The organism is Nocardia sp. NPDC058497, assembly GCF_042720195.1.
Classification (GTDB): domain Bacteria; phylum Actinomycetota; class Actinomycetes; order Mycobacteriales; family Mycobacteriaceae; genus Nocardia.
Window position 1 is genome coordinate 1 of record NZ_JBHXMY010000116.1, and the last position, 13,271, is coordinate 13,271.

Below are 13,271 nucleotides of genomic sequence, written 5' to 3' on the forward strand. Positions count from 1 at the left end.
CGCTACAGTTGTGTATAAGCCACCGATCAACACCAACAGTAGCGGCCGCCCGGGACTGATGTTTAAACGACACCGCGACCCCCCCGTCGGGACCACGGCCAGGCGCGTGGCCCGTCCACTCGATGAAGGTCTCCCGGCCCCCGGCGATATTGAGCCGGAAGGTGCCGGCCCGGTCGAGTCGCGAACTCCGGTCGTCCGGGTAGTCCTTGGTGACGATGGTGGCGAAGGGCTGGGTCGCGGTCGGGACGACTCCGTCGGGGGCGTAGTAGAAGAACGAGTCGCCCCAGCTGATCTCCGGCCATTCGCCGCCCGGGGCGGGGTTCAGGTGCAGGACGCCGCCGAGGCCGGTCACGTAGTCGATGATGTCGTCTATCGTCATGGTTCGAGCGTCTCATTCAAGTGCTTGTGTGGACTTTTCCACCGACGACGAGGAGTTCTCGGTGATAAACCTCAACTCGCCGGTCGGACGCACCGTCGACGTCGCCAGGCGTGCGGGGTACTCGGTCCAGCAGGTGCGCGATCTCGAACGCGACGGCGTACTGCCACCCGCGGACCGTTCGCCGGGCGGGCACCGGATCTATCGGGAGATCCATGTGCGGTCGGCGCTGGCCTATCGGGCACTCGCGGCGGGACTCGGTCCGGTCGAGGCGAAGCGCATCATCCGGACCGTGCACGCGGGTGAACACGCGCGAGCGCTGGCGATGCTCGACGCGGCACACGCGGGCCTGCACACCGAACGTGTCGACCTCGAGCTGGCCAGGCAAGCCGCCGAAGCTATTGCCACAGAACCGATCACGGAGGTGCGCGGTTCTGATGCGATGAGCATCGCCGAGCTCGCTACCGCACTGGGTATCCGCACCTCGATGTTGCGGCATTGGGACGCAGAGGGTTTGGTCGTTCCTGATCGATCGGCTGCGACCGGCGGTGCGCGCCGGTACTCGCCCGAGCAGGTCCGCGACGTCAGGATCGTCCATCAACTCCGCCGGGCGGGCTACCGAATCGAGCAGGTACGCAGGGTCATTCCCGCCTTCCGGCAGCATTCCACGCAGGTGCGAGAGGCGCTGTCCGCCAGGGACACCGCCATCACCGCCCGCTCGCTGGCCATTCTCGACGGTGCCGCGGCACTACGCGAACTACTCGCCGGGTGACGCCGGGCCGGGGCGCGAACTGATCACCGGATGACGTCGCGCGACGGCTTCCTCGATGACGCAGGATCAGGGCGCCGGGGCCTCCGCGGTGCTGCCGGACAGCGGCATGGCGGGCAGCCCGAGCTTGCGGTGGTCCCAAGAGCGGACGCGTGTCGGCTCGACCCGCACGACGACGCGGTTGTGCATCATGGCCTCCACAAACGGCCTGACCTCGGGGCTATAGGGACCGACGTACCGCTCGTAGATATCGATGCCCGCCTTCCAGTACTCCTCGTCCTCGGTGTCCTCGATCAGATGGGCGATGCCCTCGATCGACACGCCACGCAACTGGTCGTAGGTGTCACCGGCCTCGGCCATGCAGGTGATGGTGGGATCGCGGCGCAGATTGACCGCCTTCTGCGACTTCGACTTGGTCTCGAAGTAGATGACGCCGTCGATATGCCCGAACCACATCGCCGTCAGATGCGGCTTCCCCTCGGCGTTGAGCGTGGCCAGCGTGAGCACCCGGCTGCGGTCGAGGAACTGCGCGATCTCCTCCGCACTCATCTGCACCACGGCCCGCTGCTTGATACCCACCGACGCCCACCTTCCAGGTCATGCCAATTCCCGCCGACCCTACCGAGCCGACGGACGCCCCGAACCGAAACACAAGAACATCACGCCAGGTTGCAGAGCAAGGGGCGCTATTCGCCGCAGATTATGCGGTGAACAGCGCGGATAATCACCGCACGGCCGATCGTCCGCGGAAGTGCATGGCTTGACGTCGGTCACGGCACGGCTGTCGGACCCCGATGGCAGGATGCGGCTTGTGGGTGACTATTTCGAACGCATCGTCGACCTCGAGGTGACGTCCGCGGACGCGGGCGCGCTGGCCGAGCGCATGGTGGACTGGATGGTGTCGCGGGGGTGGTTGACGCGGGAGATGTCCGGCGACACGATGTACAGCCTCCAGGTCGACGAAGGGTATGTGCCAGGGCCGGATTGGGCTCAGATCACCCAGGAATGGGGTGCGGACTGGATGCCAGGTCCGGTCGCCGTCATCGTCGGCCGAGATGCCCACTATCCGGGGCAGGGCGCGATCGAACCGTCCGCGGTCGAATGCCCGCGGTGCGAGGCCACGACCGTGATCATCGACTACCCACAGCGGTGGGAAGCCGATAAGGCTGTGTGGCAACCGTTCTCGGACGCGATCGATGCCTGGAAAGAAACCGGTGCGGGATCGGCGACCTGCGTCTCCTGCGCCGTGGCGAGCCCGATCACCGAATGGAACTGGGCTGATTGCTTCGCCCTCGGTAGCCTCGCCTTCGATTTCTGGGGCTGGCCCCCGCTGACCGACGAATTCATCACCGAGTTAGGTACTCACCTCGGCCACCGAATCGAACACCACACGGGCAAGTTCTGATCCGCCGCCGAGGTGACCTCCGAAACCGGCCTAGCCGCGATAGATCTCGACGTAGGCGTTGGTGGCCACGGCGACAACGCCGGGACCCATCCCCGTGCAGCCGGTGGTGATGCGCTGGCCATCCGGCGTGAAGGGGTAGCTGAGCGACGAATAGGGACCGACGCCGTACAGCGGGAACGGCCCGTTGGCGTAGAGCCCGAAGCACTCGACTTTCAGCACATAGTTGCTTCCCCCGTCGGGCTGGCACGTCGCGGACGCGCCGAAAAGATCCCGCGAGACAACACAATCCTGCGGCGCCGCCTGCGCGGAGCCGGAGCCGATGAGCACAACAGCGGCAATACCCGAAATACCTGCGGCCGCGACGCGTGCGGCGGCCACAATTGCTTGTTTCATAGGGAAACTCCTCCGGTGTCAAGTTGATCTTCGGCCGAGCTCGGCCGAATGTTACTTATCCGCGGCTGAAGCGTTCCACCAGGCGGGCGTAGCTGTCATGGCCGTGACCTGCGGCGAGGGCATCGGCGACGAGGGTTCTGGTGTGGGTGGGGAGATCGGTGTCGATGCCTCGGGCTTTGCTCTCGGCGATCAGGTCGTCGATGGAGGGTAGATGGTGTTGGAGCGCGCCGTAGGGAACGGCGAACTCCGCGCGGTCGATCTCGTTCGCGAGCATCGGGAACAGGTTCGACAGTGCGGCCAAGGACGGCTGGGCCTGCTGCTGGAAGTCGTCGATCCGGATCCCGGCATCGCCGAGAAGTGCTGCGGCGTGGAGGAATCCGTTCAGCAGGCCCCACATGTGGTCGTGGACGGCCATTCCGTACAGCACGGCCACACCCGGGTCGTCGGAGACATGGGTGGGGCGGCCACCGAGGACTTCGAGAAGGGCTTCGTGACGGTCGAACACCGGCCGCGGGCCACCGTAGAACACCACCGCGTCCGGTGATCCGATGGCCGGGGCGATGGTCATGATCTGGCCGCCCAGCACCGCCACTGCTTCTGCGTTCTCACTCATAGAGCGAACGCTAGAAGCTCAACTCATCTTCAGGTCAAGACTATTCGGCCGGGACGCCTTCGAGCGCTTCGAGCCGGGCGGGGACATGTTTGTGCCAGGGGGTACCCGCGAAGTCGTCTTTGAGTTCCAGGCAGGTCAGTTCGTTGGGGGAGACCCCGGCGCTGGTCGTGGTGCCGTCGCCGATGGGGTAGTCGAGGCCGAGACCGTTGGGCAGGGCGATGTTTCCTGCCCGCATCATGTCGCTGACCTCGATGATGACGGTGGCGGATCCCTTCGCGGTGACCAGGCGCGCCGGGCCGCCGTCGGTCAGCCGCAAGGCGGTGGCGTCCTCGGCGCTGATCCGGAGGTGGCCGTCACGGTCGCGGCGGCGCCAGTCGGGGTTGCGGAAGATCGTGTTGGCGGTGAACGAGCGCCGCTCACCGGCGGCCAGGACCAGCGGGAACTCCGGGGTCGTCCATTCTGTGCGCGCGGTGGGCAGTTCGCGTACCTGGTCGAGCAGGGTGTCGATGGCGATGGTGAAGCGGCGATCCTTGCGTTTGACGTAGTTCCACACGTCATCCCAGGTGTCGTCGGTGAACACCACGCCGGTCGGGGATTCGATGATCGCGTCGAACAGCCGGTTGCCCGGCGTCAGGCCGGTACCGGTGAAGCCAGCTCGGGCAACGGCTTTCGGGTTCGACAGCGCACACATGTGACTGATACCCCACAGCACCGCGGCGCCCCGCAGGCGTGGGTCCAGTGTCGTGCCGAGCGTCTCGTACAACAGGTAGGGCGCGATCTTTCCGAGTGCGGGGTCTGCGGCGACGGTGGCCAGGAAGGTGGCGCCGAAGGTGTCGCGTCCGGTATGCGCCGCGCGTCGGAGGCGGGTGACGACGGCGTCGTCGACCACGTTCATGCGGCGGAGTAGCCGCGCGTAGATCTCGGGCTCCGGCAGCGTTCCGCCCAGCGGTTCCATGATCGGTTTGCGCAGGTGGAAGACGTTGCGGGGGAATTCGAAGTTGAAGAACGTCGCTTCGGGCTTCTCGAACTGGCTGGCCGCGGGCAGCACATAGTCGGCCTCGCGCGCGGTTTCGGTGAACGCCACATCGATCACCACGGACAAGTCCACTGCACGCATCGCGGCACGGAACCGCGGGGAATCGGCGAGGGAGTGCGCCGGATTCGACGAGTCGATCCACATCGCGCGGAAGCGGTTCGGGTGGTCGGTGAGGATCTCGTCGGCGATCGAGTTGCACGGGATCAGGCCGCCGATGATCTTGGCGCCGGTGACCGGTGAGGTCCGCCCGCCGCCACCACCGCCCGCGCCGCCGCCGCCGAGCATGCCGCCCGCCAAGGAAACCATCGCGTCGAGCAGGGCCGATGCCCCGGCTTCCACCTTCGCGCGCAGCGGGGTCACCCGTGCGAGCGCGGGCAGCGTCGTGCTGATCGCGGTGGCCGCCGCGGTGACGGTCCGCGCCATCAGCTGCTTCCGCGCGCGTGCCAGTGCGCCCGGCTTCTTGCGCGGCGATCCGGAACCGGAACCACCGGCCAGGAGCGCGAACGACGAGTGCAGATACATGGTGCCGGGTCTGCCGAAGTTGCCGGTGACGATCCACAGGAGCTTGTTCAGGTACGACACCAGAGTGCTGTTGGGCGCCTGCTGGATTCCGAGATCCTCGTAGACGCACACGCTCGACGCGGTCGCGATCCGGCGCGCGGCCGCCCGGATCTCGCCCTCGTCGACACCGCTGACCTTCGCGAAATCCGTGACGTCGCAGGCCACGAACGCCGCGTGAACCTCGTCGTAGCCGGTGGTGTGGGCGGCGATGAAGTCGGCGTCGACCAGGTCTTCCTGCACGATCACCGCCACCAGCGCAGCCATCAGCCAGGCGTCGCGCCCCGGTAGCACCCGCAAATGGTGCTCGGCCATCGCCGCGGTTTCACTGACTCGCGGATCGATGACGATCATCGACCGGTTCGGGTCGGCCGCCACCTGCTTGAGTACGGGTCTGGCCCGCGGAAAGCTGTGCGACTGCCAGGGGTTCTTGCCCACGAATACCAGCACTTCGGCGTGTTCGAAGTCGCCTTTGGTGTGACCGCCATAGAGGCGGCCGTCCACCCAGATCTCGCCGGTCTTCTCCTGTGCCAGTGCGTTGGAGTGATACACCGAGCCCAGTGCCCCACGTAGCGCGAGCGCGTTGGCCGAGCCGAGGTGATTACCCTGGCCGCCTCCGCCGTAGAAGAAGATCTTGTCTCCGCCGTGTTCGTCTTTGACGGCGGAGAGTTTCGCGGCGATCTCATCGATCGCCGTGTGCCAGTCGATCTCCCGATAAGTGCCGTCAGGCAGGCGTTTGAGCGGCTTGGTGATGCGGTGCGCGCCGTTCTGGTACAGGTCGAGGCGCAGCGCCTTCTCGCAGGTGTAGCCCTCCGACGCCGGATGCGCCTTGTCGCCGCGGATCTTCGCCAGCCGGCGCCCCTCCACGTCGACCGTGATCCCGCAGTTGCACTCGCACAATACGCACGCAGTCGCCTTCGGCTCGGCCATGTCGCACCCTTTCCAGCCTAATATGCTAGGCAACATAGCATATTATTATGGCAGGTAACATAGCTGAAACCCCGGAAGGAGCACAGCACGTGGGAGCCCGCACCGACACCAGGCAGAAGATGCTCTACAGCGCCGTCGAGCTCCTGCGTGAACGCGGCTCGGCCGGGGTAACCGTCGACGCCGTACTGGCCCGCAGTGGCGCACCGCGCGGATCGGTCTACCACCACTTCCGCGGCGGGCGCGCCGAGATCATGACCGAGTCGCTCGCCCTGGCCGGTGACGCAATCAGCGCCATCATCGACAAAGCAGTGGCCCAGGGCTCGATCGCGGCGTTGCGGCACTTCGGGCAATTCTGGAACACACTGCTCGAGCAGTCCGGCTTCGAGGCAGGCTGCCCCGTCGTCTCGGTAGCTGTCGGCAGCTCGCCCGATGACCGGCACCTGCAACCGGCGGTCGCGGACATCATCGACCGTTGGCGCGTCGCCCTCGTCACCGCGATCGAAGCGGACGGTGTCGAACCCGAGCGCGCCGCCCGGCTGGCCACCATGGCGATCGCCGCCATCGAAGGCGCGGTGATCCTTTGCCGGGTCAACCGATCCACGACGCCGCTCGACGATGTCATCGAAGAACTCGAGGTCCTGCTGACCTCGGTGATAGCCGGCTGAGGTGCCTTGGCGTCGGCGTCCGCACGCGGCAGCCTCTTTCTGCCACCACTGGGCCTGACCGTTGCCGATCACCCCGTGTCCGTCGGCAACGCTCAGATCGGCGACAAATCTGGTTTGGTGAATGAGGGACCGCCATTCCTCCGGCAGTATGCATTCGTTGGGTAATAGCCAACTACATGCATACTCGGGAGGTGGTGCAGCCTCAGCCCAACGCGCGAGCGTGGTGGGCCGGGGCTTCGTCATATCTACGACCTTGGAAGTCGGGCCCAACGGGGCTCCGTACGGTTGGCCGCTATGCCGTTCGGTAGGTGTCGCGGAACGCTTCACGAACCACGGCCGCGTCCGGCGCGCCCCGGCCCTCTATCCCCGAGACCACTTCGGAGACGCGCCAGTAGTTCGACGGGACCAGGCGGCCGGAATCCACCGCCGCCAGTGCCACGTCCGCCGCTTCGTCCGCCTTGTCGGCCGCGATCAGGGCCAGCCCCAGGTCCAGGTTCGCCGACGCGATCCGGCGCGGCCGGACGGTCGGGGAGCGCTTCAGGTCCGCCAGGACGTGCCTGGCGTAGGACTCCGCCGCCGGATCGCCGAGCCAGGACAACGTGGTAGCCACGTAGGCGTCCGACTTGGCCGGGTCGTAACGGAAATGGTGTTCCGGCCGGTCGGGCGTGCTCAGCCCGGACACCAGGCGAGCGACTCTGCGCAGCGCCCCGTATGTGCCCTTGCTGTCCCCGAGTCTCGCCAGTGCACGGCCCTCCTGGGCGGTGGCCTGGATGAACGCCGAACTGTCCTCTGGCGCGATAGCCTGAGCCGCGCGGGACAACTCGGCCGCCTCCGTGAATGCGCCCTCCGTGAGTTGCTGCCACGCCCGCGTCTCCAGGCACCACGCGGCGATCTCGGGGTGTCCCGCTTCGTCGGCCAGGTTCCACGCCAGGTGTCCGCGTGCGGCGGAGGCGGAGGTCTCGCCCAGGTCGATATGGCACGTGCTCGCCAGCAGCGAGAGCCATCCGACCGTGACCAGGAGGCGGCGGTGCTGTCCCAGGGTCTTGCGGGAGTCCATGAGCCGCCCGGCGTAGCCCAGGTGCTGGCGGACGCTCACGAGTAGTTCGCCCGGCGGAGTCGTCGGGTAGCCCGCCGCCAAGTCGTCCACGGCCAGTTCCAGCCGCTCCAGGGTGTCCCCGCCGATGTCGGACGCCGCCGCCCGCACAATCCATTCGGCCGCCGCCCGTTCGCCGTCCATCGGTTCGATGAACAGCGCCGATCCGACCCCCAGGGCGTCGGCGTAGGCGTGCACGTGCTCCGGTCTGATCTGGCGGTGCCCGGTCTCCAGCATCCCGAGCAGCGGCTTGCTGTAGTGCGTGCGCGCGGCCATCGCGGACAGGCTGAGCCCGGCCGCCTCCCGCGCGGCGCGCAGCCGCTCACCTGTGACATTCTCCCCGCCGGAGTCCATAAGTCCCACGGTAACCGTGCTTTGTTTCCGGCTGTGGACGGTTGTGGACAGCAAGACGGGTACGGGCCGAAAAACCCACGCATACCGTTCGATTCAGCACCCGCCGCCGGTACCGAACCGGCCCGGCACCGGTTCCCGGCGGCGGGTGGCTCAGCCAACCGGACGACGGAAGGGGCGGGACCGTGGACCTACCCGCACGACTTGGTGACGAAGACGCTCGGAAACTGGCACTCGCGCCGGATGGCGGCGGGCCGCGATACCTCCAGCACTCGGACAGGTCATGGTCGTTCGTCAGCCCGGACGGGTGGCTGATGGACCCCGACGATTACGAGAACGAGTACGCGGAGCTGGACGCCGATGTATTGGCCGCCCTTGCGGCCGTGTCGTCCACGGCGGTGGACGAAGACCTGTTGAGGGCCGTACGCCGTGGACTTCTGGACACGATCGACGTGGACCCGATCTTGGTCACGGAAACGGAGCTGTATCGGGAGTTGGGCCGATGATGCTGTTCCTGTGGGTCGTGGTCTTCGCGCTGCCCGTGGCCGTGATGGTCGCGGCCATCCTGTGGCCCGAAGGAGTTCCGCCGGATCGCCCGGTGGAGGAAATCCGGCGACGGGTGGAGGCGGAGGAATCCTGCCACCCAGTGGGCGATTTCTGACTGCCGACATCTTACTGCCGACAAGGGAGTGTTATCGGCAGTAAGAGCACGCTCCGGGTGGCCGGATCTGCTTCCTGGTGTCCTGGCGCGATGTATCTGGCGGGGACTCATTGAATCTGGCGAATCGCTGGCGCAGTGAGGGTTCCAGCTGAGGAGGGCTCCTCCGTGAGGCGACGCGTCATCGTCTGTCGCGCTACTGAGGTGCGCGGGCCCATACGCGGACCGTGGGCGGGGCGTACAGCCATCGTTGTTCGTCGTCCAGCTCGGCCTGCGCGGCGGTGATAACCTCGGGCGAGACACCGAGAGCAACCAAGGCGTCGTGCGCCTGTACCCAGGTGAGCTTCCACATGCGCGCCATCGGTGAACCTCCGCGAAAGATAGGGATCTCCGCGTCGGCCTGGATGTCGACGAGCCCCAGCGCCTCCAGGTGCTCGGGCAGGTGTCGGGCCCACGATTGGCTCGCGCCCGCGATTTCGGTCGAGCGCGCGAAGGCACGCCAGACTTCACCGAATGCGCCTGGCATTTCATCGAGCACGCCGAGCCCGTCGCCTTCTTCGAGCAGGACAACCCCGCCCGGTGTCAGTGCTCGGGCCAGCCGCTCCACAACAATTTCCCGGTGGGCAATGTGCAGCAGGACGAATCGGGTATGGACGAAATCGAATGCGCGTTCAGGGATGTCGTCGGCGACGAGGTCGAGCTGGGCGACTTCGCCACCGAGGTCAGGCAAGTCGGAGAGATGGCGCGGGTCGGCGTCCACCGCGAGCACTCGGCCGCCAGGCAGTGCAGCACCGCATAGCCATCGGGCAAAGGATCCGCCGCCAGCTCCGGCTTCCAGGCACCGCCATCCCGCATTCACACCCAGCCGCTGCGCAAGCGCGATACTTCCCGGGTCGTAAGCCGCGCCGAGCAGGGCAAGACGTTCGTCAGCAAAATCCCATTCGTTGGGGAGCGAGTAGTACGGATCGCCCGCTGAGGAAATTGGTGAAGACCAGCTCATTCCAAGACGTTAAGCCGGGTGGCTTGAGCTGAAGGTTGAAATACCAGCCTTCGGCCGATCCAAGTGATCGAATCCACACCGTCCTCGCCAGATTCACTGGGTCGCAATGGATCACAGCGGAGGTGGAACTCCCGACCTCCGTGCACGTGGAGAAGCGCTATCTCGGCGCTGTCGGTGGCCGACGTGAACGTTCTCTGCTCCCGGCTGCGGGTCCACCGCTCGGTTACCCAGGTGAACGGGGAAATGGGCTACGGGGCACCGAAGAACGGCAAAGCGCGTGACGTGGCCGTGCCCCGGTTCCTCCCGGAAATGCTCGAGGAAACCATCAAGGGCAAGGTCCCGGACGCGCTGGTGTTCCCGGCCGCGAACGGTGAGCCGTTGCGGCTGCGCAACGTCCGGCGCGACTGGTGGAACCGAGCGGTGAAGGCGGCCAAGGACTCCGGCGTGCCCGCTGGCTTCACGCCGCACGAACTCCGGCACACCACCGCGTCTCTCGCCATGTTCGCCAAGATGTTTGGACATGTGACCAGTTGGACGCTTGGATCTCCCTTTCATCTGGGCAAATGGGGAAGCCGATGCGGAAGTTCGTGTCGATCGCGAGCGGTACGCCGAGTGTGAGCTGTGCCACGACTGGTATCCGTAACCTTTGGTAACACTGACGTGATGTGCCAGAATCGGAATCGCAATCGCCCGGCTCGACATGCTGGCAGAAAGCCCTAATTGGCAAGGGGGCCAAGGCTTTTCCGATATCCGTTGGCGGCGTCGGTGCTGCCATCGACATCTTTTCGACTATCGGTACTCGTGCGCGCGGCATAGGTGTGTCCTATGACTGGCAGTCACTGTCGTGCGCTGAGGAGGGGAAATGACCACAGTTTCAGAAGGCACCATCACCGCGGATCTACAGACCGCCGACCTCCCTGCGAAGAAACCGCTGAAGGAATACCGGAAGAAGGCCAGCTCGCCCACTCGTGAAGTGAGCCGCCTGGCCGCCTGGCTCCCGTACTACAGCACCCGTGGCTACCGCCAATTCCGCCGCACGGGCGACAAGGCAGTCGTGGCCTCGAATCTGCGTGAGTTCCTTGTTCGCATGGGCCCCATGTACACCAAGGCCGGACAGATCCTAGGCACTCAGACGGGATTGTTCGACAGCGACGCCATTTCCGAATTTCGCGCACTGTTCGCTGACATGCCCGCCATGTCGGCGGAGCAGACTCGAACGGTCCTCCGTGCGAAGGCTACCCCGGAGCTGAACCGCCGCCTGGTCGAATTCGACCCCACAGCGCTGGCCGCGGGAACCGTGGCCCAGGTGCATCGGGGCCGGCTCGACACCGGCGAGATCGTCGCGGTCAAGATCGTGAAGTCCGGTGTGCGTGAGAGCCTGACCGCCAGCACCTCGGCCACGTCGGCGCTGCTGGCCGCCGTCCAGAAGCTGGTTCCGCCGGCCCGTTCCTACGACGCGGTGAGCCACTTCGCCGAACTGCGCCCCTTCCTGGTCGATCAGTGCGACATGCGGGTCGAGGCGCAGCGCCAGGGCCGTGTCCGGGAGAACTTCCGGGCGCATCCCTTCGTTGTGGTGCCCGAGGTGTATCCAGAGCTGTGTTCCGAGGACGTCCTCGTCATGGAATTCATCGGCGACGCGATTCCCGGCACCGAATTCGAGAAGTGCACCTATCCGCGGGCCGAACTGGCCCGCCGGATGCAGGACATCATCTACACGATGGCCTTCTTCCACGGCGAATTCCACGTCGATCCGCACCCCGGAAACTCGATGGTCTACAATGACGGCCGGATCGTACTGCTCGATTTCGGTCTCGTCGGCACGCTGTCCGAAGACGGCAAATGGAATCTCGCCGCCTTCTACTATGCCTGTATCCACGGCAAGTGGGACAAGGCGGTCGAACGATTCATCGAGGCGTTCACGGTCAAACCGGAAGACGCGGCGGGATCGATCGACGACTTGCGCGCGCAACTGGCGGCCGTGCTGAAGTACCACTTCGAGGATAAGACCGAGTCGTGGTCCACGATGGGCTTCTTCGACGACGCGACGAAGGTGCTGCGGGCGGTCGGCTGGCGGCTCACCACCGAATTCACCCTCCTGGGCCTGGCTTTCCTGACAGGTGAAGGATTCGTCAGCGCCGTCGACCCCGATATCGATGTCTGGGCGAACGCCCGGAAGTTCACCGACCGGTTCTCACCGTTCATGAGCGACGACCTCAAGGCGTTGTTCGACAATGAGATCGCCGGTCATATGCCCGAGGCGATGGCGATCAAGAACGACCACGACCGGGCGCTGATCGCGCAGATCCACATGGACCGGTACATGCTCCCCAGCGAATACCCGCTGATCGTCGAATCGGCTGAGGGAAGCCGGATCACCGATATCGACGGCAACAGCTATATCGACCTTTCGAGTGGCTTCGGGCCGCATATCCTCGGCTACCGGCCGAAGCCCGTCGTCGAGGCGATCGAAGAAGCCGTGCGCAAGGGCGCGGTCAACGCGATCGGCAATCGCGCCGAGCTCGAACTCGCCACGATCATCGCCGACGCGTTCGGTGGCGACGGCAAAGTCGTGTTCACGAACTCGGGTACCGAGGCCGTGCTCACCGCCTCCCGCATCGCTCGCGCCTTCACCGGCAAGGACATGATCGGCAAGTTCGAGGGCCACTATCACGGCTGGTCCGACCAGGGCATGGTGTCTTCGTGGTTCCGCTACCGCGGTGACGCGAAAGAGCCGATCCCGGTCAGCAATTCGGCGGGCGCCCAGCGTCAGGTCGTCGAGAACACGCTGGTCCTGCAATACGGGGCCGACTATTCGCTCGACCGGATTCGCAAGTACGCCTCGTCCCTGGCGGCCATCGTCATCGAGCCGATGCCGTCGATGAACCTCGATTTCGACCCGGACTTCCTGCGCAAGCTGCGTCAGGTGTGCGACGAGTGTGACGTCGTGCTGATCTTCGACGAAGTTGTCAGCGGATTCCGTGCGGCGTTCGGCGGCGTGCAGACACTGGCGGAAGTTGTGCCGGACCTGACCTGCCTGGGCAAGATCGTCGGCGGTGGTCTGCCGGGCGGTGCCGTCCACGGCAGCGAACGCGTGATGCAGACCGCGCGCACGACCGACGATCCGTTCGAGGACTACGCCACCCGCGCGTTCTGTGGCGGCACGACCAGCGGCAATTCGGTCTCGACCGCGGCGGGTGCGGCGGTGCTGAGCCACCTGCGTGACAACCCGGAGATCTACCGCGAACTCGAGGCCAAGACCGACTACCTGCGCGAGAGCCTGCAGCGTATCGCCGACGAGGAAGCGGTCGCGTGGCATGTAAATGGCCAGCACAAGGGGGTGACGCTCCGGGTAGAATAAAGCAAACCCCCCCGGGCGCGGGTCCCGGCCGCCGGCCGCCCCAACAAAGGGGTTGTACGGCGGGGC

General features: G+C 65.9%; 14 protein-coding genes. 7 read left to right on the forward strand and 7 right to left on the reverse strand.

Annotation, left to right across the window (positions count from 1 at the left end):
• The coding region (locus ACFWPJ_RS10930) for a DUF6194 family protein (RefSeq protein ID WP_378849644.1) at positions 1 to 379 on the reverse strand (379 nt) is incomplete at its 3' end.
• A gap of 61 nt (positions 380 to 440) precedes the next feature.
• Here ACFWPJ_RS10930 and ACFWPJ_RS10935 point away from each other — a divergent pair.
• Positions 441 to 1,148 (forward strand): MerR family transcriptional regulator, encoded by a 708-nt coding sequence (locus ACFWPJ_RS10935; protein ID WP_378849664.1) that lies wholly within the window; start codon positions 441 to 443, stop codon positions 1,146 to 1,148.
• Between the two features lie 66 nt (positions 1,149 to 1,214).
• On the opposite strand, the gene ACFWPJ_RS10940 is transcribed toward ACFWPJ_RS10935, so the two are convergent.
• Positions 1,215 to 1,724 carry a pyridoxamine 5'-phosphate oxidase family protein gene (locus tag ACFWPJ_RS10940; protein WP_378849646.1) on the reverse strand — a complete coding sequence of 170 codons (510 nt, stop codon included), beginning with the start codon at positions 1,722 to 1,724 and terminating at the stop codon, positions 1,215 to 1,217.
• Between the two features lie 223 nt (positions 1,725 to 1,947).
• Between ACFWPJ_RS10940 and ACFWPJ_RS10945 the strand changes: the two genes are divergently transcribed.
• Positions 1,948 to 2,550, forward strand: coding sequence for a hypothetical protein (locus ACFWPJ_RS10945; protein ID WP_378849648.1), 603 nt, complete (start codon positions 1,948 to 1,950; stop codon positions 2,548 to 2,550).
• A gap of 30 nt (positions 2,551 to 2,580) precedes the next feature.
• Here ACFWPJ_RS10945 and ACFWPJ_RS10950 read toward each other — a convergent pair whose 3' ends face one another.
• From ACFWPJ_RS10950 to ACFWPJ_RS10960, 3 genes are read right to left on the reverse strand one after another with little or no spacing between them, the layout of a single operon-like run.
• Positions 2,581 to 2,943, reverse strand: coding sequence for a hypothetical protein (locus ACFWPJ_RS10950; protein ID WP_378849650.1), 363 nt, complete (start codon positions 2,941 to 2,943; stop codon positions 2,581 to 2,583).
• 55 nt (positions 2,944 to 2,998) lie between these two features.
• Positions 2,999 to 3,556, reverse strand: coding sequence for a hypothetical protein (locus ACFWPJ_RS10955; RefSeq protein ID WP_378849651.1), 558 nt, complete (start codon positions 3,554 to 3,556; stop codon positions 2,999 to 3,001).
• A 40-nt stretch (positions 3,557 to 3,596) separates the two neighbouring features.
• Entirely contained in the window at positions 3,597 to 6,080 is a 2,484-nt protein-coding gene (locus ACFWPJ_RS10960) for a molybdopterin-dependent oxidoreductase (protein ID WP_378849653.1), read from the reverse strand.
• A gap of 119 nt (positions 6,081 to 6,199) precedes the next feature.
• Here ACFWPJ_RS10960 and ACFWPJ_RS10965 point away from each other — a divergent pair, with 119 nt between their 5' ends.
• The gene (locus tag ACFWPJ_RS10965) at positions 6,200 to 6,745 is read left to right on the forward strand and encodes a TetR/AcrR family transcriptional regulator (protein ID WP_378849666.1); all 546 of its coding nucleotides are present in this window, start codon (positions 6,200 to 6,202) and stop codon (positions 6,743 to 6,745) included.
• A gap of 292 nt (positions 6,746 to 7,037) precedes the next feature.
• Here ACFWPJ_RS10965 and ACFWPJ_RS10970 read toward each other — a convergent pair whose 3' ends face one another.
• Entirely contained in the window at positions 7,038 to 8,192 is a 1,155-nt protein-coding gene (locus ACFWPJ_RS10970) for a helix-turn-helix domain-containing protein (protein WP_378849654.1), read from the reverse strand.
• A gap of 182 nt (positions 8,193 to 8,374) precedes the next feature.
• On the opposite strand from ACFWPJ_RS10970, the gene ACFWPJ_RS10975 reads away from it, so the two are divergent.
• Both ACFWPJ_RS10975 and ACFWPJ_RS10980 read left to right on the forward strand, forming a co-directional pair.
• A complete protein-coding gene (locus ACFWPJ_RS10975) occupies positions 8,375 to 8,695 on the forward strand; it encodes a hypothetical protein (protein WP_378849655.1) in 321 nt (106 codons plus the stop codon).
• Positions 8,692 to 8,850, forward strand: a complete 159-nt coding sequence (locus ACFWPJ_RS10980; protein ID WP_378849657.1) for a hypothetical protein — start codon at positions 8,692 to 8,694, stop codon at positions 8,848 to 8,850. Before ACFWPJ_RS10975 ends, ACFWPJ_RS10980 begins: the two co-directional genes overlap by 4 nt.
• Before the next feature lie 193 nt (positions 8,851 to 9,043).
• Here ACFWPJ_RS10980 and ACFWPJ_RS10985 read toward each other — a convergent pair whose 3' ends face one another.
• Positions 9,044 to 9,847 (reverse strand): class I SAM-dependent methyltransferase, encoded by an 804-nt coding sequence (locus ACFWPJ_RS10985; protein WP_378849659.1) that lies wholly within the window; start codon positions 9,845 to 9,847, stop codon positions 9,044 to 9,046.
• A 174-nt stretch (positions 9,848 to 10,021) separates the two neighbouring features.
• Between ACFWPJ_RS10985 and ACFWPJ_RS10990 the strand changes: the two genes are divergently transcribed.
• Both ACFWPJ_RS10990 and ACFWPJ_RS10995 read left to right on the forward strand, forming a co-directional pair.
• Entirely contained in the window at positions 10,022 to 10,465 is a 444-nt protein-coding gene (locus tag ACFWPJ_RS10990; protein ID WP_378849660.1) for a tyrosine-type recombinase/integrase, read from the forward strand.
• A 244-nt stretch (positions 10,466 to 10,709) separates the two neighbouring features.
• A complete protein-coding gene (locus ACFWPJ_RS10995; protein WP_378849662.1) occupies positions 10,710 to 13,205 on the forward strand; it encodes an aminotransferase class III-fold pyridoxal phosphate-dependent enzyme in 2,496 nt (831 codons plus the stop codon).
• Positions 13,206 to 13,271: the final 66 nt, after the last annotated feature.

Bases quoted from the DNA above. Each gene is read 5' to 3' on its own strand.
- ACFWPJ_RS10945 (WP_378849648.1), top strand. From the start codon at position 1,948: ATGCGGCTTGTGGGTGACTATTTCGAACGCATCGTCGACCTCGAGGTG.
- ACFWPJ_RS10950 (WP_378849650.1), bottom strand. From the start codon at position 2,943: ATGAAACAAGCAATTGTGGCCGCCGCACGCGTCGCGGCCGCAGGTATT.
- ACFWPJ_RS10955 (WP_378849651.1), bottom strand. From the start codon at position 3,556: ATGAGTGAGAACGCAGAAGCAGTGGCGGTGCTGGGCGGCCAGATCATG.
- ACFWPJ_RS10960 (WP_378849653.1), bottom strand. From the start codon at position 6,080: ATGGCCGAGCCGAAGGCGACTGCGTGCGTATTGTGCGAGTGCAACTGC.
- ACFWPJ_RS10965 (WP_378849666.1), top strand. From the start codon at position 6,200: ATGCTCTACAGCGCCGTCGAGCTCCTGCGTGAACGCGGCTCGGCCGGG.
- ACFWPJ_RS10970 (WP_378849654.1), bottom strand. From the start codon at position 8,192: ATGGACTCCGGCGGGGAGAATGTCACAGGTGAGCGGCTGCGCGCCGCG.
- ACFWPJ_RS10980 (WP_378849657.1), top strand. From the start codon at position 8,692: ATGATGCTGTTCCTGTGGGTCGTGGTCTTCGCGCTGCCCGTGGCCGTG.
- ACFWPJ_RS10985 (WP_378849659.1), bottom strand. From the start codon at position 9,847: ATGAGCTGGTCTTCACCAATTTCCTCAGCGGGCGATCCGTACTACTCG.
- ACFWPJ_RS10995 (WP_378849662.1), top strand. From the start codon at position 10,710: ATGACCACAGTTTCAGAAGGCACCATCACCGCGGATCTACAGACCGCC.